Raw genomic sequence first — 17,714 nt, 5'->3', positions numbered from 1 at the left:
GGCTGTCTGCTTTTTAATGGTCCACCGTTTTACCAGAACCAATGGTTTCGTTTCTGGCTTCATCAATCCCATATTTTTTATCGATTCTGTCGCTGACAATCGCATTGACAAAAAGCAGAATAATAAAGGTTAAAACTGCTCCCTGGGCCCCCATGTAGTAATGAAGCGGAAAGCCGTTAAACGTAAATTCAGCCAGAGATTCTGCAAAGAAGACGGCTCCAAATGAAGCACTAAACCCGATGACCAAATAAACACAGATTAAAATCGTTCTTGTCCGAAAATATGCATCAGCTGTTTTTTTGTCGATTTTTTTCATACTTCGCTCTCCTCCCACTTATCCTTTTAAGTCGAAAATAAAGGTGATGGTATCCCAAAGCGGCATTGGCACCCGAATGATTTCGATCGCCATATAACCGAACATTGCAGCAATCGGCAAAGCAAACCAGCGTTTTCTTTTCTGTTTAACGCCTGCGATAACCGATCCGATAGTCAGGATGGCAAAAATCCAGACCAGCATATCTCTCCCTCCGTTCTGTAAGCGTTATCATTTTAACCGGACAAAATAAATGAAAATTCGATCTTTTCTTATTATTCATTTAATTCCCCGCAACTGTCAAGAAGCTTCCATTTTGATGTATCAACGAGTAAAACCGAAAAACTTATTTTGCAATAATGTCACCGTTTATCACGGGGTCTCATATAGTAGGAGTAATTGCTAACTAAGGGGTGTTGACTATGAACGGACAGTCTCCGCAATCTCTTCAATTTACTACACTTTATGATCCGTACGTTTACCAGACATTGAATACGATAATTGGTACTAATATTGTGGTTCAGACCACAAGGAATTCTCTGCAAGGGAAGCTTACGACTGTAATGCCAGATCATATTGTTGTAGAGATCAATCAAACACCTTTCTTTATTCGTACACAGCAAATCATCTGGGTTTCTCCGTCGTAAAAAAACCCTCCTTCTCATATCCTCCGCTATGTGAACATACACATAGCAGGAGGACTATGCAAAGGAGGTTTTATTTGTGTTTAAGCGCGTAAATAAACTGCTGATTGAGCTGCCTGCCCCCGAGTACGGAGATGCCAATGCGGCTGCAGCTGTACAGGAATTGCTGGGTGGAAAATTCGGAGAAATGTCCACGCTTAATAATTATATGTATCAATCCTTTAACTTTAGACAAAAAGGAAAACTGAAACCTTTTTATGATATTGTGGCGAGCATTACAGCAGAGGAATTTGGCCATGTAGAGCTTGTCAGCAACACGATTAATCTTTTGCAAAAAGGGTCCTCCTTCACAGCGGAACCGGATCTGACCCCTCTTCAAAATGGCAAGGATATGCGCAATACGTATGCGTTTATCGCAACAGCACAAACGTCCTTGGCAGGAGATTCAATGGGCAATCCCTGGAGAGGCGACTATGTTTTTTCAAGCGGAAATCTTGTATTAGATCTCATGCATAACTTCTTTCTCGAGATCGGCGCCCGTACTCATAAAATGAGAGTATATGAAATGACAGATCATCCGACAGCAAGAGAAATGATCGGCTACCTGCTTGTTCGCGGCGGGGTTCACATTCTCGCTTATGCCAAAGCGCTGGAAATTGCTACAGGCGTGGATTTGACTAAAATGCTTCCAATACCAAGCCTGGATAACCGGGTATTTGATCACGCGAGAAAATACGAAGATCAAGGTGTAGGAAATGTTTTATTTACATGGAGTGATGGCGATTACCAGGACATACGTGCCATATGGAAGGGAACAAATCCAAGCAACGGACAGCCGCTGGTTGTACAAGAAGGGACCCCCGAAGGAGCACCTATTCCTGATCTTGACGACCTGCCAGAAGAATTTGCTCCGGGAATCGGCAAGGATGAATACGAGCAAATCTTAAAAAGATTAAGAGCAAATATGTAGCTGCCTGCCCTTGAAATACCTGCTCTCTATGAACTGTGGTATCATTAAACAAACGTTTAATGGAGAGTGGGAAAGTCATGAATGGACAGCAGCGAAGCACAATTACACCAGGAATTGAAGTGGACATTGTCCTGAAGCAGGATCAGCGCTCAGGAAAGTTAACGAGAGGGATTGTGAAAGATTTACTTACTAAATCTCCCTCTCATCCCCATGGTATAAAAGTTCGTTTAACAGACGGCCAGGTTGGACGAGTCAAAAATATTATTACCTGAAATGAATACATTCTCCGTTCATTTCCTCTGGAGGAGGCTTTCCTCATAGAGCGATGTGAACTGGCCTGAGAGCCTGAGACGTAGTTGTCTCAGGCTCTGTATTTTGCACATGAATGCATAACTGCCTCAGGTTGAAATCCTCCATTCCGGCGGCAATAGATCCTGATAGAGAGTGGTTTGAAAGCGGTCATCAATCAGCAGCAGAAGCCCTTCATCTTCCTCCGTCCGGATCAGGCGTCCCCCTGCCTGCAGAACCTTATTTATTCCAGGGTATACATAGGCATAATGGTAGCCGTTTAGCCCCTGGCTTTGAAAAAACTGCTTCATTTGATTTCGTTCAGGATTTAGTTGAGGAATTCCAGCACCTATAACGGCCACCCCTTTTAACTGATCTCCCGGAAGATCTACTCCCTCAGAAAAAATACCGCCCATTACGGCAAATGCGAGTACACGTTTCTCTCCCGAAAAGGAAGATAGAAACAGCTCCCTTTCCTGTTCATCCATCATTTTTGACTGAACGAGTAAATCAGCTTCTTCATGATCAAATGAAGGAGCAAACCGCTCAACAGCCATTTCCATATACTGATAGGAAGGGAAAAAAGCGATAAAATTCCCTTTTGCATCTTCAAATCCTTTTTTTATTGCAGCGACAATGGAATCTATCGTATGTTCACGATCCCGGTATTTTGTGGAAATCGGATAAGTGCGCACCTCGATTTGTTCCTTTTTAAAAGGACTTGGTATCGACAATCCAAAATCTGATTGTTCCCCGCCAAGCATCCCTTTTACATACTGTACAGGAGCAAATGTGGCAGAGAAAAACACCGTCCCCCGATAGCTTTTGGTTGATTCTTTGATAAACAGTGAAGGGTCCATGCAGACATTTTTTATCCAGACGTCACTGCCCCTTTTTTCAATCAGGATGTAAAACCGTTCATCCATCATTTCGATTACGTGAAGCATCCTTTGAGCAGCAAAATACAAATCTATGATCTCTTTTTCCGTATCCCCTTCCTGAATCCTTTCCTCCGCTGCTTCATAAAAAGCCTGAAGAACGTCTGTCCATTCAGGAGGAGATTCATTTAGAATATGGAAGCTTTGTTCACCGCATATTTTTTTCAGCTCAAGGCATGCCTTATTCACCTTTTTCGCCGCACTTTTTATAGAAGGAGATACATCCATTTTACTAAGCGCCAGAAAAGCTGATTTTTGGAGGCTCGCAGAATACATCTCCCGAGCCCGGTCAACCAGATTATGCGCTTCGTCCACTAATAGAACCGTGGTGCGCTTTTGCTCCCCCATCATCCTCTTTCTTGCCACTCTCGGATCAAACACATAATTATAATCACCAATCATCACATCCGTCAGATACGATAGATCCATGGAGAATTCAAATGGACAAACACGATGCTTCAGCGCATAGCGCTCTACCACAGACCGGTTAATCATATATTCATTCCCCAGCATATCTAGCACAGCTTCATTAATCCGGTCAAAATGGCCGTCCGCAAACTCACAGTATTCCTTTTGACAGATTGTTTTTTCCTTAAAGCAAATCTTATCCTTTGCAGTTAGGGTCACAGCTGACATCCGAAGACCTTTCGCGTGCATATCAGCCAGCGCTTCTTCAGCAGCAGCCCGTGTAATGGTTTTTGCTGTGGAATAAATAAGCTGATTGGCCTTGCCTTCCCCTATGGTTTTTATCGCTGGAAACAAGGTCGAGATGGTTTTTCCAATCCCAGTAGGCGCCTGCGCAAACAGTTTGCCTTTTTCTGAGATTGTTTGGTAAACAGCACCGGCAAATTTCCTCTGTCCCTCGCGAAACTGGCGGTAAGGAAACGTCAGTGCTTGAATCGAATCATTTCGTTTTTCCTGAAGGTCCTTCATCAATGAAGCGAAGGGAGCATAAGCCCTTACCATCTCCTCCACTTGTTCTTTTAAAAAAAGGGCAGAGAATGGTTGAAGAAATCGCTTCTCCTCTTTCGTTACGTTTTGCACATAGGTAACCTGAATGCCTATTTCATCGAGATTTTCTTTCTCCGTAAGCATCCAGGCATAAACGATCGCCTGGGCCAAATGAACAGCAGAAGGTTCTGTTATGGTGTGGAGGAGCCGGGAAGTCGATTTGATTTCATCAATAACCGGCTTTTCTTCTCTCAAAAGCAAGCCGTCACAGCGTCCTTCAAGCTGGAACATTTGTCCATCGATTTCTATCACTCCATCTAAAAAAACTTCCTTCTGATCCTGCTCCATATACTTTTTTTGAACAGCCTGATGATTTCTGGTTCCCTCAATCATGGCAGTAGAGCTGCCTATCCTGGCATCAATACTTCCGCTTCTATGCACATATTCAGCAAGTCGTCTTGCAGAAATTCTCATCACATCCGGCATGGCAGCCCCTCCCATTTACATACTATCGGATTTTCCTTCAGCCTCGCTTCCACGCATCAGACGAATCTTAAACTTGTCGGACCTGGGCAAGCGCTTTTCACTTTTATTTGATCCAGTTCCAAGCGCTAGGCCCTCGAGGTTTTAAGTCCCGGTGCAAATCCCCCAAAAAACAGGTGGGTTGTGCACCGCGCCTTAAACTTGTCGAGCCTGAGCAAGCGCTTTTCACTTTTATTTGATCCAGTTCCAAGCGCTAGGCCCTCGAGGTTTTAAGTCCCGGTGCAAATCCCCCAAAAACCAGGTGGATTGTGCACCGCGCCTTAAACTTGTCGGGCCTGGGCAAGCGCTTTTCACTTTACTATATAAAAAGCCGCTCACGAAGTCAGGTGAGCAGCATTTTATCTTTACTTTCTTCTAACGACCAGCACTTTTAAATAATTCCCTTCAGGAAAAGAAGAAGAGACTGTGAAGTCCTCCGGCAGTGTAAAGGTCTCAATTATTTCGTATTTAAATCCTTTTTCCTTAAATGCTTCATCGATAAACCGCTGAAATTTCTTCATATTAAATGAAGCTGCGTTGGTAGAGGCAACAATAGTGCCTTTATCCTCCGTGATATCAATGGCCTGCTTCATGAGATTTTTGTAGTCTTTCGCTGCACTGAACGTGTTTTTCTTTGAGCGGGCAAAGCTTGGCGGGTCCATCACAACAAGATCAAACTTGATGTCATTTTTCACCGCATAATCAAAATACCGGAACACGTCACGCACCAATATATCCTGCGCTTCATAATCAATGCCGTTCATGCTGAACTGTTCGATCGTCTTCGCTACACTGCGATTGGCCAAATCTACACTCGTCGTTTTTACAGCTCCGCCCAATGCAGCAAACACAGAAAATGCGCCTGTGTAGGAGAAGGTATTCAACATATTTTTCCCGTCTGCATACTTGTCACGGATTGCTTTTCTCACATCCCGCTGATCAAGAAATACGCCTACCATAGCCCCATCATTCAAATGCACAGCAAAATGTGCGCCGTTTTCTTTAATAATGAGAGGAAATGAAGGGCGCTCCCCCTTTACAAAATCATCGTCCTCCACATACTGGCCTTTTGTATCAAATCGCTTTTTTTCATAAATGCTTTTAAATGTGACCAGGTCTTCAAATGCCTGTAAAATTTCTTCCCTCAGTAAGTAAATTCCTTCGCTATACCATGTAAATAAATAGTGATTATCGAAGTAGTCGATGGTCAATCCGCCAATCCCGTCTCCTTCTCCGTTAAATACACGGAAAGCGGTTGTGTCCGTTTTATTAAACCAACGCTTTCTTCTTCCAAGGGCCGCACGGATTCTATTCACAAAGAGACGATAGCCGATTTCTTCCTCCGCATCCCAGGTAATCAGCCAGCCGATGCCTTTATTCTGTTTTCCTGCATAGCCTCTGGCAATAAATTGATTTCGATCATCCACAACTGTCAGGATGCCGCCTTCCTGTCCAATATCCTCCGGACTTTCAAGCATATCAGCCGTCAGCAATGGATATCCGTTTTTCACTTTATCTGCAAACTTCTTTTTAATACGTACTTTTGTCATGTCCTTATTCTCCTCAGGTGCTTCGAATGAGCTTGGGCCAAAACTGTCTCAAGCTCTTTTACCGGATCGCTGCGCTTCAGGTGGTCGCTTTCCGCAGGGACTGCGCTGAGCCTTCTTGGGCATTGCCCTGCACAGTCTCAGCTTGCCGTCATATCCTGCAGGAGTCGCCACCTTCCGCTCCGCTCTCCTCTTACTATAACTAAATACTTCTTCATTCATTAAACTTTTTGGTGTTTTGTCCCAGTCTCTCCTGCACTCTCTACATCATAACGGAGCAGAATAACACACACAAATTTTCTTTCAGCTTTAAACAGTTTCTTTTTCTATAAACGTTTTCAGCTTTTGCAAATGAAACAATTCTTCTTTCGCAATCATACGGACAATCATTCCCCTAAATAAGCTTCTCGCAAAACCGGATGTTTTGACCTTTCCATCAAAAGTGACAAAGGTTCCTTCTCCCTGCTGTTCAAAGGTATACCGAAACTCAATTTCAACCCCGTTCTGACTGCTTGCTACTGCATATGAAGCGTGGGGCTCATACTCAATGACCTCCAGAACAGATTGCACCCGTCTTCCCCCAAGATTACGCACTTCATTGTATTTCGTTCCTTTAGCGATAGGACCTTCTGTTAATTTATTCACTTCTTCTACTTGATCCATTATTTGAGGAGACTGTTCCATCGTTGTCGTGATGGCAAAAACTTCCTCAATCGGCCGGTCAATGATGATTGTTTGATCTAATGCTCCCATTTCATTTCCTCCCATCACCGTTTTTACTGTAATCACCAGTATGGTCTTTCATTTTACTGAAAATGCTAATGAAAACAAGCTTAAAAAATGGGCTTGGATTCCAACTCCTGACCTATTGAATATGTATTACATTTTCGTTACAATTATAGATATAATATTTCATTTTAGTTTCTAACAAAGGAAAGGATGTTTTCCTCTCAAATGAAGAAATTGGTTCAAATCATACTTGCTTCTGCCGTTTTACTTGTCCTTTTGGGCATGGTGCGCGGTGAATATCGATATAATCAAGTTCAGATCCAGCAAACCATGGAGCGGATCGACCCTGCCCATAATCCCGATATCTCTTACCTTGAATTTTTAACATACCGTGTCATGAAAAATGGTTCTGCTCGCATAGCTACTCTGGGCAGCAGCGTGACAAAAGGCGTAGGGGCCAGTTCACCAAACTTTTCGTGGCGTGCATTGATGCAGCAGGATATCCGTGATGCAAGCCGTCCGCTGCGCCATGTAACGATTTCAAATCATGGACATTCCGGCTATACCTCCGTCATGCTTTTAAATCAAGATGTTCTGACTAAGGTTTTTAGCAGCCGCCCTGATTTAATTATCCTTGAAACCTCAGTAATTAACAATTACAGACGTTCAGTTACCCTTGATGATACCAAAAAATCGATTGAGCAGCTGTACAGCACATTTAAAAGAGAGCTGCCCGGTGTGGAAATATTATTTATATCACCAAATCCTATTTTAAAGGAAAATTTGGATCCAAGCGGTCTAAACCAGCTGGGTCTTACATTTGAAGAGTATGTTGATTTCACACAGGAAATCATTCTGGACAACGGATGGAATTATTTTGACACTCATGGCCATATGCTCGCTCATATGGATGAGCAGAACATTAAAAAGAAGGATATTCTTAACGATAAAATTCACCCAAATGACCTGGGATACCGGATTTGGCATGAGGAGCTTTATTATAACGCACTTGCTCAGCCTTACTTTGGACAGAAATAATCCAGCCTATCACGCAGAAAAGCCTGAGACACTAATAAAGTCTCAGGCTTTTTGACCGCTTCAGACGGACGCCTTCCGCTCCGTTCACCTCTTACTGCAGATCGATACTGCCTCATATTTAATTTTTTATCAGTCTTCTCGCACCCTAATTTTGTCTAATTGCATTATAAATTCGCCACAAGAAATGTAATTAAAATAGGAGCGATCCACAGAATGGGGATCGTATTCAAAAGGATCATCTTCTTCAGTCTGCCCTTACGCCAGGCGGTCCAGGTCACGACGGCTACTGCAATGAGGACAACCGGATAAGCACCCACAATGTACTCTGCAATCGTTGAAAGAGAGGATTCGCTTTGTTCGGACCTGATGACAGTCAGCCCAAAAAAGGTAAACCAGATTGGCAAAAACAAAATATAAAATAACTGACTTGCTGCCAGCAGAACGATGATACTGCGATTTTTTTTCATGGTATACCTCTGTAACTTTATTTTCTAACTGCAAACAAGAGAAGAAAGTCTCCATAGCCTTCTTTCTCAAGGTCCTCTTTTGCAATAAATCTCAAAGCAGCCGAGTTGATGCAATATCTCAGACCTGAAGCACCCGGGCCATCCTCAAATACATGCCCGAGATGGGAATCACCTTCACTGCTCCTTATTTCTTTACGGGTATGCCGGGTGGAAACGTCCCATTCTTCCCGTACCATGGAGTCCGTAATAGGCTTCGTGAAAGAGGGCCATCCGCACCCTGCATCGTATTGATCACGGGAGCTGAATAATGGTTCACCTGACACAATGTCAACGTAAATGCCTTCTTCCGTGTTATCCCAGTATTCATTTTCGTAGGGCGGTTCCGTCCCATTTTCCTGCGTCACAAAAAACTGCCTTGCTGTCAGGGTCTCTTTCAAGTGCGACCGATCTTTAGGCCAATACGTGCGGGAGAACTCTTCACGTCCTGATCCTTTATAGTACAAGGCGTACCGAAAAGGGTTTTTCCGGTCAAAATCCTGGTGAAATTCCTCTGCAGGATAAAAAGGAGATGCGTCTTTTATTTTGGTTACGATAGGCTTTTGAAAACGTCCGCTTTCTTCGAGTTGTTTTACTGAAGATTGAGCCGTGCTTTTTTGGTTATCTGTATACGTAAAAATAATGGACTGGTATGCCGGTCCCCTGTCACTGAATTGCCCTCCTTCATCTGTAGGATCTGTCAGGGTCCAAAATACATCGAGAATTTCATCGTATGAAATGAGCACAGGATCGTATAGAAGATGCACGGCTTCTACATGGCCAGTGCCGCCTTGTTTAACGGCAGAATAAACAGCCTCTGCTTCCCTGCCGCCCGTGTAGCCGGAAACGATTTTAATAATTCCTTCTCTTTCACTAAAGGGGCGCACCATACACCAAAAACAGCCTCCGGCAAAAATGGCCTGTTCCACTGTACCTCCTCCTTATATCTAATGATTCCCTACATCATATAATCTTTTACACAGCCAACCAACTAAACAGCTTTACCGTTCTACATTTCTTCCGGTGCCTTAATCCCCAGAAGACGAAGGCTTTCTTTCAGCACAACCGTAATGGCCTTTAGAAGCAGCAGCCGCTGTCCTTTTACGTCTTTATCTTCTTCATTTAAAATATGAGTATGTGCATAATACTGATTAAACAGCTGGGCAAGGTCTATGGCGTATTTCGCGATTTTTGAAGGATCCCATTCAGCAAACGCCTCCTGAATTACTTCATCAAATGCGCTGATCTTCATAACGATGGCACGCTCCGCCTCTCCAAATGCTGCAGGAGCAACTGTTTTAAATGTGGATGCTCCTTCTTCAGCCTCTGCTTTCCGAAGAATAGAACAGGCTCTTGCATGGGCATATTGCACATACGGCCCTGTTTCCCCCTCAAATCTAAGCATATCCTTCAGTTCAAAGTGAACATCATTTTGCCGGAACACTTTTAAATCGTGAAACATGACCGCACCGATTCCGACTGATTGGGCTACTTGCTTTTTTTCCTTCAGGTTTGGGTTTTTTTCTTTAATTGCCTCTGCTGCAAGTGTGATGGATTGTTCAAGTACTTCCTCAAGTAAAACAATCTTCCCTTTTCTCGTGGACATTTTTTTGCCGTCTTTTAACATCATTCCAAATGAAATATGAACCAAATCCTCAGCCCAGGCGATATTAAGCTTTTTCAGCACCGCTTTCAGCTGTTTAAAATGAAGCGACTGCTCATTTCCGACTACATACAAGGATTTTTCAAAGGAATATTCTCTTTTCCGATAAAAAGCAGCAGCCAGGTCCCTTGTGGCATATAAAGTGGCCCCATCTCGTTTTTGAATCAGGCATGGCGGCAGCCCTTCTTCATCCAGCCGCACGACTTTTGCCCCCTCAGACTCTTCAAGCAGTCCCTCGTCTTCGAGCATGGCCATTACGTCATCCATTTTATCATTGTAGAAGGCTTCTCCATTGTAAGAATCAAACGAAATATCCAGCTTTTTATATACTTCCGAAAAAGCCTCCAGCGAAACCTCACGAAACCACTGCCAGAGCTTTACCGCTTCCAAATCTCCATCCTCCAGCCGCTTAAACCATTCACGTGCTTCATCGTCCAATGAAGGATTCCTTTCTGCCTGTTCATGAAAATGCACATAGAGCTTATGCAGCTCTGGGATTGGCGATTTTTTCACCTGTTCTTCGTTCCCCCACATTTTATATGCTGTAATCAGCTTACCAAACTGAGTTCCCCAGTCACCGATATGATTGATTCGGATCACGTTGTAGCCCAGTTTTTCTGTCACGTTGGCAAGCGCATTCCCAATTACAGTGGAACGCAGATGCCCCATGGAAAAAGGCTTGGCAATATTCGGAGACGATAAGTCCATGGTGATGGCCTTCCCTTTGCCAAGATCCTGACATCCATAATTGGATCCTTTGCCAAGAACATCTTTTAACACTTTTTCAGAATAAAGCGGAAGATCAAGGTAAAAATTTACGTAACCGCCAGCTGCTTCTGTACGTACGATCTCTTTTAACGTAAATGTCTGTGCTATTTCTCCAGCTAAAAGCTGAGGAGCTTTCTTGAATTCTTTAGCCAGCCGAAAGCAGGGAAAGGCATAATCCCCCATCGTTGAAAACTTGGGCTTTTCAATCCAGCTTTCTATTTCACCTATTGAAAAATCAGTGCCAGATGCACTCTTTACTTGTTCAGCGATTTTCGATTTCATGGTCAATCCTCCTTTTATTCAACAAAAAAAGCACCCGCCTCCTGCATATGCAGGAGACGAATGCTGATGATCCGCGGTACCACTCCAATTGAATACTCAAGCTCTCGAGTATTCCAACTTATGCTGCTAACGGACGCATGGATCCGGTTCTGCTTACTTTATTTCAGCAAAACATCTCACAGATGCGCTTCAGGATTCATGATTGCACCGGGCTCTCACCTTCCCCGGTTCGCTAAAGCACTGCATGCCCCTACTCTTCTGCTCATCGATCTCAACCTTATTGTTGACTAATTATACAAAGCCGCCCCAGAAAACTCAATAGCTTTTACTCTATATTTAATTATTTTTTACTTTACTCTGTTAAAGGGGCCTGACCCCCTTCAATTAACCCGTTCCCTGCAATTTATAGCCCATCCAATGACAGACCAGAGCGGAGAGAAGGGTTTTTTCATCGTCTGTCAGAGATTCATTTACTTTCACGAGTTCATAGCCGGCACCATTTTTAAATGGTTCTGAAAGCGCATAGTCAAAGTAGCCAAAACGGTAAGACGCGATAAAGCGGCCTTCAGCATCTTTAAGATGAAAATCTCCTGCAGCAGTGGACATAGTTACGCTCAGCCACACACTTCCATCCGGCCGTTTTAAATTCCCATGGGTTTTTAAGCTTGACACAGCCCGGTACTCTTCATAATACCCTGCCGTTTCACCTCTTCTATTATTTACTTCGAGGGTTACGCTGCCTTTTTCAGAAATCTTTTGAATACCTGCAACCGGCTGACCGTGAGAGTCAAAAATCCCTTTTGTAGATGAGAAAAAACGTTCCGCCCAGGCAATAAAAATGGTGATACGTCTTAACCATGCAGGTACATTTACTGACTTATAGAACCCTATGTATTCTCCGTTTTTATTTAGAATATTGAGTTCGCCGCCTGCTCCTTCTCTCATAAAAATCCATTCCGACTCCTGCAGTATATTCTTTGATTCAGTTTTCTGAGCTTCTCTTCTTCGTTCATTATTTTTGTAAGAGGCAGAAAAATAAAAGTACGGAGCCAGCGCAAGCAGAAGAATAGGTAAAGGAGCATTTAAAACCCAAGACGCCTCTGCTATAAAAGCGGCAGTAAGAAGAGCTGCCCCTGCTCCCAACCCGATTAATAAAGACACTCTCACCTGTTTTTTAGTTATTCTTTTTATGATCATCACCTCATTTAATCTGCTACTAATACTACGTTTGAGGTGCTGAATAGTTTCTGCTCTTGTAATAATTAAGAAAAAATACTATTTTTTTAACATCATTTTGAAATATACTTTACCCGTACGTTTAATATTTGTATAATGGTGGTACATAAGAAATATAAGAAAAAACCTTCCATCACGGCCATGAGGGAAGGTTACATTGCATTATTTTTTATCTGTTTTCGGATAAGCACTTGCCAACTGAGACCGTAGCGCAGCTGTTAACGCTTCATTAGAAAAGGGTTTGACGGCTGCATTTTTCTTTGAATCTTTCTTCAAACCAGCAATTTCTAAGTTCATTCGCGGCTCGTTTTCATTTTCATCAAGGTAAATGACGGGGCATTGAGAATACTGTCGTATTTGTCGATACCAGTAGTACCCATCAAAGAAGGGCAGATTGACATTTAAAAGCACCAAATCCGGTTTTTCTTCAATAAAATGCTCTAAAATCCGTTCAAAATCTGTGACAGGAATCGGTTCGTACCCATTGACTTTCACTTGCTCAGTTAAATCTGTTCGAAGGTCAGCATTGTCTTCAACAATCATGATCCTTTGCATGAACATTCCTCCTTACCCAATCCTTACCCCCTTTGAGCCTCCTTAAATGGATCAGGAAACTCTATTCAACCTCTTTTCTCTATTAAACATTTAATAAGTCAGCTACTGCATAGGAAACCCGAAGGACCTCACAAACATTCCTTATTTATTTATTCAACCTCTGCTTTTAAAAATCCTTCTAATTATTATTTCTTTTCTTCATGATCCGTTCAGTATCTCATACTAAGATTTGAATGTACATAAATAGCAACTATTACGATTTTAACAACCAGCGCTCTTCATATAGTAAACCTCTTTTTTTACAAAGCATGATATTCCAGGAACTCAATCCGGTTGCCAAATGGATCTTTTACAAAAAAACGGTCCCTCCCGGCAATTGGCTCCTCTTCGTCAATGGCATAAGAGGCGTCTTCAAGGTGGCTGCGCAAAGATTGCAGACCTGTCACCACAAGCGCAGGGTGGGCTTTTTGAGGAGCTTTAAAGGACTCCAATGATCCGATATGAATTTCCTGAGGACCGCATAGGAACCAGCATCCTCCATGTTTGCGTAAATTTTCAGGCTTAGGGATTTCCTCCAAACCAAGAACACCGGAATAAAAGCTTCTCGCTTTTTCTTCATGCCCTTTAGGCGCCTCTAACTGAATATGGTCAATTCCATTAAAAGAAAAGCTCATATACACACCTCTTTTTTTATTCTAATTCCAAATATTTTTCGATAAACAAAGCTGGGTGTTCTTTCACTTTATATGGAAATAACCCTTTAATTGTATGAATATATAGCAAGCCGTAGCTTTGAAGACTCGCCTTGTAGGAAACATCTAAAATTTCAGGCAGAAAAATTTGTTTTTCATGATCACAAATCTTATTTTTATATAAAATCAGCTCGTGTGTGTGCTCCGTGATATGCTGCTCTTCCCACTCGATTTTTCTCGTTATGGTAATATAGCCGTGCGAGGCAATTTGGTCGATGAAGAACCCCTCCTTTAGGATGATTCCTGATAGGATTTCTTTGCTTCCTGAAGAGACAATCTGAATTGTTTAGGGGTAAGTCCCATTTGATCTTTAAAAACTTTAGTAAAATAGCTTTGATTGCAAAAAGAAAACTGATCAGCTATTTGAGCTATTTCTTTATTGGAAAACTGAAGATAATATTTTGCCTCCACTACTTTGCGGTGGTTGCTGAATTGTTTAACCGTCATTCCCGCCTCCTGTTTAAAAAGCTTTGCCAGGTAGCTTGGGCTTATACCAATTTCTTTTGCCACTGCGTCCACTTCAATCGGCTCTTCAAGATGATGATTAATATATTCAGCTGCCTGACTGACAATTGGATGACTGAACAATGGATTTAATCGTTCACTAATCATATCAATAAAGCTTTCCACAAGCCAACGTCCGCCCTCAACCATTTCCTTTTCCGTATTCCAGGAATAAATTAATTCAATGCTTGCTGAGCTGAAACAGAATATTTTAACGGGTGAGATGCCGAATTTTTGAAGTTCATTGGCAAATAACGCGACCTGTGTGAGGTAAAATCTTGGCAGCGCAGTCTCAATAGCCTCGGGTGCACGCTTACGCAGGATTACCTGCAGCTTTTTCATGGTTTTTTGAGCTTCAAGCGCATGACTTCGAGTGATGTGATCCATCAATTCTTCCTGCAGCTGAAAAAACAATTGAATCCCTTCCTGATCCTGGGACTGTTCCATATCACGCATATAGTACCTAGCAAAGCGCTCCTCATATGTACTTTCTTTCATTATAGACCCTCCTCATAGGTCAGCAGCCACGATTCATAATTACGTATTATACTAATTTATTTGACATGTTTTGTAAACTTATTCCACTTATATGAAAGGGTTTTCTTTTAATAGAAGGTTCTGACTATGCGCCAATCAGCAGACAGTTCCAAAAAGCCTTGATATACTTAATGTTTAAATTGATTGTCTTATTATGCTCCACATTCAATATTGGTAAATAAACGCATTAAAGTTTTTTCTCATCTTAACGACCATCAACATGACATATAAATAGTTCTTATTGACCCTATTTCTGAAAGGAGGTTTGCAGAATGCATACTTCTCAGGCGGAATCCTCTGTTTATCCGAAGACAATATTGGTTCTCAGTATTGCGGTCTGGCTTACCGTTATGAATACCACCATGTTTAACGTAGCACTCCCGGATGTTTTGGACGAATTTTCTCTTGCTCCCTCGGAGGGTGCATGGATCGTTTCCGGCTATTCAATTGTGCTTGCCATCTTCACAATTGCTTACACGAGACTGTCTGACTACATTCCTATTCGGAATCTATTAACAATCGGAATTATGATTTTTGGTTGTTCTTCCATTCTTGGGTTTTTTGCAGATACGTTTCCTTGGCTGCTGGCTGCAAGAGTCGGACAAGCGGCCGGTGCTGCTGCAATACCAGGGCTATCGATGGTATTTGCAGGACGGTTTGTTCCGATTCACCGCAGAGGCCGGGCAATGGCCATGATTGCCTCTGCATCCTCTCTGGGCTTTGGACTCGGCCCGGTTGTTGGAGGTACGATAACCGATTTTTTAAATTGGAATTATTTATTTATCGTAACGGTGTTTGTGATGGCCGTCATCCCGCTCTTATTTCTTTTACTCCCTAATCAGGAAACAAAAAAAGCGTCATTTGATTTACTGGGAGGACTGTTAACCGGAGGCGCCGTCACGTCCTTTTTACTGTTTGTCTCTACATTTGAATTCCTGTTTCTTGGTGCATTTGCCCTGCTTGCTGTTATGCTTGCATGGAGAATCACACATACAGAAATTCCGTTTATCCAGCCGGAATTATTGGCGAACCGAGGCTATCGGTTAATTGTTTATTTAAGCTATATTGGCTTCACGCTGCATTTTGCTTTACTGGTACTGATGCCGCTGATGATTGGGCAGGTGTTTGATCTTTCGGCAACCAAGGTGGGGCTGATTATCTTCCCTGGTGCGATGCTGTCTGCTGTGGCAGCGATTTACGTAGGAAGACTGATTGACGAGTATGGAAATATCCGCGTCATGCTGCTCTCTCAAATCCTGCTTATGATCTCTGCTCTTATCTTCACCTTCCTTTCTCCTCTCAGCGTCTATATGATAATGATTGGCTATATGTTTACAAGTTTCGGTTTTTCAAGTCTGTCGTCAAGCACAACAAATGAGATCTCACGGATTCTGCCTAAAGAGCAGGTGGCTACTGGAATAGGAATGAAGCAGCTCAGTCAATTTGTAGGAAGTGCTTCAGGAGCAGTCCTCGGGACCACCATTCTTGAATGGAGAAATGCCACCTATTCCGTTTCTTCGTTTCAGTGGGCTTATGCCTCTTTAATCATTTTGATGACTCTTTCTACTATTTTGTTTTTCGTTTATCGAAAACGTGCGCAGTCACTACTTTCCTAACTGCATGCCCATTAAGCAATTGTAGATAGAAGAACGAATTTAAAACCTTTGTTAAATTTTAATGTTGTTTTATTATGATAAAAGAGCCTGGGACAAAGGTGTCTCAAGCTCTACGACCGGTTCACTGCGCTTCAGTCGGACGCTTTCCGCAGGGACGGCGCTGAGCCTTTTCAGAGCCTTGCTCTGTAAAGGCTCAGCTTGCCGTCATGTACTGCAGGGAGTCGCCGCCTTCCGCTCCGCTCACCTACTACTATTAATAAATATATCCTCATTTTTAAACTTTTTTAAGTTTTATCCCAGCTTCTTTTCGTTTTATTAATGCTTTGTTAAACTAATGCTCATCGTTTGTGGAAGATTGTTAATGCTTTTATCAACTGGTGTTGTTAAAAAATACACAGTCGATATTTTCATTTCATTCTCTCTTGTATAAGCCCTAATAAATTCTCAGGAACAAGTTGTAAATTACCATTTTGAAATTCTCTAACAGGCTTCCAATACAACTTAAATATTATTCCATCGTCTTCTACACCATCAAAGGAACTAGTTTTATATAATGACGTGTCAACAATTGTAGCATCATATACTATAACTACCTCGTGCCCTATCTCACCGTTGTATGTAAAAATATTTTCAAGCGTTCCTAAGTATTCTAGATTAGTTATGCTTGCCTTAATCTCTTCTTGAATCTCTCTTATCAATGCATCTGAGCTTAATTCCCCATATTCAATGCCTCCACCAATAGGACGATAATAGTATTCCTTGCTTACAGAGTCATACCCTTCAGCAACAAGAATAGAATCGTTGTTACTAAACAAACAAATAACTAATGGTCTAATTACTCCTTTTTTCAATAAGGAACCTCCATCTTATCAAATATAGTTCACCTTTCATTTCAACAAAAACAGCACTTCTCCTTCTTAAAGAAAAACGTCCGATTATAGAAGATAAATTATATTATTAAATGTAGAAAAGCTCCCGTTTGTTTAAGAAGAAAAAATTACTCACCAAGTTGAACCAAATACCTTTTTTCTTCCCCGTTATACTCAACAATCAAAATATCTCTTCTTTCTTTAGGTGCAAATATTTTAGCTCCGACGGGTAATTTATTTGCCATTCCTTCAGATATTTCTCCTATTTGTTCTTCTTTTATTAAGTTTTCGTCTTCAATCCAATCTACACCTGTTTTATAAACTTGCCCATTATATTCAAATATGTCTGCATATGGATATAATTTTAATACTTGCTCCTTGCTCAAATAACCACCTTCACCTTGCCCAGGACTACTCCCACACCCTATCAATATAGTGGGTATAAAAAGCAATATAAGAGCAATCGAGAAAAATCGCATCAAAACACCC

19 protein-coding genes and 1 other annotated feature are annotated in these 17,714 nt (G+C 42.0%); of the genes, 5 read left to right on the top strand and 14 right to left on the bottom strand.

The annotated features are described in order from the left end of the window. Positions 1-13: 13 nt before the first annotated feature. Positions 14-316: a DUF4212 domain-containing protein gene (locus tag ACQCT8_RS08755; protein ID WP_426870191.1), complete on the bottom strand. Its 303-nt coding sequence runs from the start codon at positions 314-316 to the stop codon at positions 14-16. 18 nt (positions 317-334) lie between these two features. Beyond that, entirely contained in the window at positions 335-517 is a 183-nt protein-coding gene (locus ACQCT8_RS08750) for a hypothetical protein (RefSeq protein ID WP_426870189.1), read from the bottom strand. A gap of 218 nt (positions 518-735) precedes the next feature. Between ACQCT8_RS08750 and ACQCT8_RS08745 the strand changes: the two genes are divergently transcribed. The 3 genes from ACQCT8_RS08745 to ACQCT8_RS08735 all read left to right on the top strand — a co-directional run bounded on the left by ACQCT8_RS08745 (position 736) and on the right by ACQCT8_RS08735 (position 2,199). Next, positions 736-960 (top strand): YuzF family protein, encoded by a 225-nt coding sequence (locus tag ACQCT8_RS08745; RefSeq protein ID WP_278241444.1) that lies wholly within the window; start codon positions 736-738, stop codon positions 958-960. Between the two features lie 76 nt (positions 961-1,036). Then, positions 1,037-1,927 (top strand): manganese catalase family protein, encoded by an 891-nt coding sequence (locus ACQCT8_RS08740; protein ID WP_278241443.1) that lies wholly within the window; start codon positions 1,037-1,039, stop codon positions 1,925-1,927. 77 nt (positions 1,928-2,004) lie between these two features. Beyond that, positions 2,005-2,199, top strand: coding sequence for a YwbE family protein (locus ACQCT8_RS08735; RefSeq protein WP_041053580.1), 195 nt, complete (start codon positions 2,005-2,007; stop codon positions 2,197-2,199). 126 nt (positions 2,200-2,325) lie between these two features. Here the strand turns inward: ACQCT8_RS08735 and ACQCT8_RS08730 are convergent, their stop codons facing one another. From ACQCT8_RS08730 to ACQCT8_RS08720, 3 genes are all read right to left on the bottom strand, one after another. After that, positions 2,326-4,590, bottom strand: coding sequence for a helicase C-terminal domain-containing protein (locus ACQCT8_RS08730; protein WP_426870186.1), 2,265 nt, complete (start codon positions 4,588-4,590; stop codon positions 2,326-2,328). Positions 4,591-4,991: 401 nt separating this feature from the next. Continuing rightward, a complete protein-coding gene (locus ACQCT8_RS08725; RefSeq protein WP_426870184.1) occupies positions 4,992-6,176 on the bottom strand; it encodes a class I SAM-dependent rRNA methyltransferase in 1,185 nt (394 codons plus the stop codon). 306 nt (positions 6,177-6,482) lie between these two features. Continuing rightward, positions 6,483-6,926 carry an SRPBCC family protein gene (locus ACQCT8_RS08720; RefSeq protein ID WP_426870182.1) on the bottom strand — a complete coding sequence of 148 codons (444 nt, stop codon included), beginning with the start codon at positions 6,924-6,926 and terminating at the stop codon, positions 6,483-6,485. A 201-nt stretch (positions 6,927-7,127) separates the two neighbouring features. Here ACQCT8_RS08720 and ACQCT8_RS08715 point away from each other — a divergent pair, with 201 nt between their 5' ends. After that, complete coding sequence (locus tag ACQCT8_RS08715; RefSeq protein ID WP_426870180.1) at positions 7,128-7,940, top strand: SGNH/GDSL hydrolase family protein; 813 nt, start codon at positions 7,128-7,130, stop codon at positions 7,938-7,940. Between the two features lie 164 nt (positions 7,941-8,104). Here ACQCT8_RS08715 and ACQCT8_RS08710 read toward each other — a convergent pair whose 3' ends face one another. The 7 genes from ACQCT8_RS08710 to ACQCT8_RS08680 form a co-directional block, all read right to left on the bottom strand. After that, positions 8,105-8,407 carry a hypothetical protein gene (locus ACQCT8_RS08710; RefSeq protein WP_426870178.1) on the bottom strand — a complete coding sequence of 101 codons (303 nt, stop codon included), beginning with the start codon at positions 8,405-8,407 and terminating at the stop codon, positions 8,105-8,107. A gap of 17 nt (positions 8,408-8,424) precedes the next feature. Further along, a complete protein-coding gene (gene msrB, locus ACQCT8_RS08705) occupies positions 8,425-9,372 on the bottom strand; it encodes a peptide-methionine (R)-S-oxide reductase MsrB (RefSeq protein ID WP_426870176.1) in 948 nt (315 codons plus the stop codon). Between the two features lie 80 nt (positions 9,373-9,452). After that, positions 9,453-11,162 carry an arginine--tRNA ligase gene (gene argS, locus ACQCT8_RS08700; RefSeq protein ID WP_426870174.1) on the bottom strand — a complete coding sequence of 570 codons (1,710 nt, stop codon included), beginning with the start codon at positions 11,160-11,162 and terminating at the stop codon, positions 9,453-9,455. A gap of 43 nt (positions 11,163-11,205) precedes the next feature. Then, positions 11,206-11,431 (bottom strand) — a binding site (T-box leader). A gap of 109 nt (positions 11,432-11,540) precedes the next feature. Beyond that, entirely contained in the window at positions 11,541-12,353 is an 813-nt protein-coding gene (locus tag ACQCT8_RS08695; protein ID WP_426870172.1) for a hypothetical protein, read from the bottom strand. A 201-nt stretch (positions 12,354-12,554) separates the two neighbouring features. Next, positions 12,555-12,947, bottom strand: a complete 393-nt coding sequence (locus ACQCT8_RS08690; protein WP_426870170.1) for a response regulator — start codon at positions 12,945-12,947, stop codon at positions 12,555-12,557. A gap of 299 nt (positions 12,948-13,246) precedes the next feature. Further along, on the bottom strand, positions 13,247-13,621 hold the full coding sequence (locus ACQCT8_RS08685; protein ID WP_426870168.1) for a VOC family protein: 375 nt from the start codon (positions 13,619-13,621) through the stop codon (positions 13,247-13,249). Positions 13,622-13,930: 309 nt separating this feature from the next. Further along, positions 13,931-14,701, bottom strand: coding sequence for a helix-turn-helix transcriptional regulator (locus tag ACQCT8_RS08680; RefSeq protein ID WP_426870166.1), 771 nt, complete (start codon positions 14,699-14,701; stop codon positions 13,931-13,933). A 311-nt stretch (positions 14,702-15,012) separates the two neighbouring features. Here ACQCT8_RS08680 and ACQCT8_RS08675 point away from each other — a divergent pair, with 311 nt between their 5' ends. After that, complete coding sequence (locus ACQCT8_RS08675) at positions 15,013-16,356, top strand: MFS transporter (RefSeq protein WP_426870164.1); 1,344 nt, start codon at positions 15,013-15,015, stop codon at positions 16,354-16,356. 407 nt (positions 16,357-16,763) lie between these two features. Here ACQCT8_RS08675 and ACQCT8_RS08670 read toward each other — a convergent pair whose 3' ends face one another. Together ACQCT8_RS08670 and ACQCT8_RS08665 are read right to left on the bottom strand one after the other, a co-directional pair. Then, positions 16,764-17,207, bottom strand: a complete 444-nt coding sequence (locus tag ACQCT8_RS08670; protein ID WP_426870163.1) for an NUDIX hydrolase — start codon at positions 17,205-17,207, stop codon at positions 16,764-16,766. Positions 17,208-17,353: 146 nt separating this feature from the next. Further along, positions 17,354-17,704, bottom strand: a complete 351-nt coding sequence (locus ACQCT8_RS08665; RefSeq protein ID WP_426870162.1) for a hypothetical protein — start codon at positions 17,702-17,704, stop codon at positions 17,354-17,356. Positions 17,705-17,714 lie beyond the last annotated feature (10 nt).

The organism is Jeotgalibacillus proteolyticus (assembly GCF_050107735.1).
GTDB lineage: Bacteria > Bacillota > Bacilli > Bacillales > Jeotgalibacillaceae > Jeotgalibacillus > Jeotgalibacillus proteolyticus_A.
This window is presented reverse-complemented; position numbering and strand designations above follow the sequence as displayed.

What these genes read in the sequence shown, in the direction of transcription:
- ACQCT8_RS08755 (WP_426870191.1), bottom strand. Translation starts at nt 316, where the DNA reads ATGAAAAAAATCGACAAAAAAACAGCTGATGCATATTTTCGGACAAGA.
- ACQCT8_RS08750 (WP_426870189.1), bottom strand. Translation starts at nt 517, where the DNA reads ATGCTGGTCTGGATTTTTGCCATCCTGACTATCGGATCGGTTATCGCA.
- ACQCT8_RS08745 (WP_278241444.1), top strand. Translation starts at nt 736, where the DNA reads ATGAACGGACAGTCTCCGCAATCTCTTCAATTTACTACACTTTATGAT.
- ACQCT8_RS08735 (WP_041053580.1), top strand. Translation starts at nt 2,005, where the DNA reads ATGAATGGACAGCAGCGAAGCACAATTACACCAGGAATTGAAGTGGAC.
- ACQCT8_RS08730 (WP_426870186.1), bottom strand. Translation starts at nt 4,590, where the DNA reads ATGCCGGATGTGATGAGAATTTCTGCAAGACGACTTGCTGAATATGTG.
- ACQCT8_RS08725 (WP_426870184.1), bottom strand. Translation starts at nt 6,176, where the DNA reads ATGACAAAAGTACGTATTAAAAAGAAGTTTGCAGATAAAGTGAAAAAC.
- ACQCT8_RS08720 (WP_426870182.1), bottom strand. Translation starts at nt 6,926, where the DNA reads ATGGGAGCATTAGATCAAACAATCATCATTGACCGGCCGATTGAGGAA.
- ACQCT8_RS08715 (WP_426870180.1), top strand. Translation starts at nt 7,128, where the DNA reads ATGAAGAAATTGGTTCAAATCATACTTGCTTCTGCCGTTTTACTTGTC.
- ACQCT8_RS08710 (WP_426870178.1), bottom strand. Translation starts at nt 8,407, where the DNA reads ATGAAAAAAAATCGCAGTATCATCGTTCTGCTGGCAGCAAGTCAGTTA.
- ACQCT8_RS08695 (WP_426870172.1), bottom strand. Translation starts at nt 12,353, where the DNA reads ATGATCATAAAAAGAATAACTAAAAAACAGGTGAGAGTGTCTTTATTA.
- ACQCT8_RS08690 (WP_426870170.1), bottom strand. Translation starts at nt 12,947, where the DNA reads ATGCAAAGGATCATGATTGTTGAAGACAATGCTGACCTTCGAACAGAT.
- ACQCT8_RS08685 (WP_426870168.1), bottom strand. Translation starts at nt 13,621, where the DNA reads ATGAGCTTTTCTTTTAATGGAATTGACCATATTCAGTTAGAGGCGCCT.
- ACQCT8_RS08680 (WP_426870166.1), bottom strand. Translation starts at nt 14,701, where the DNA reads ATGAAAGAAAGTACATATGAGGAGCGCTTTGCTAGGTACTATATGCGT.
- ACQCT8_RS08675 (WP_426870164.1), top strand. Translation starts at nt 15,013, where the DNA reads ATGCATACTTCTCAGGCGGAATCCTCTGTTTATCCGAAGACAATATTG.
- ACQCT8_RS08665 (WP_426870162.1), bottom strand. Translation starts at nt 17,704, where the DNA reads ATGCGATTTTTCTCGATTGCTCTTATATTGCTTTTTATACCCACTATA.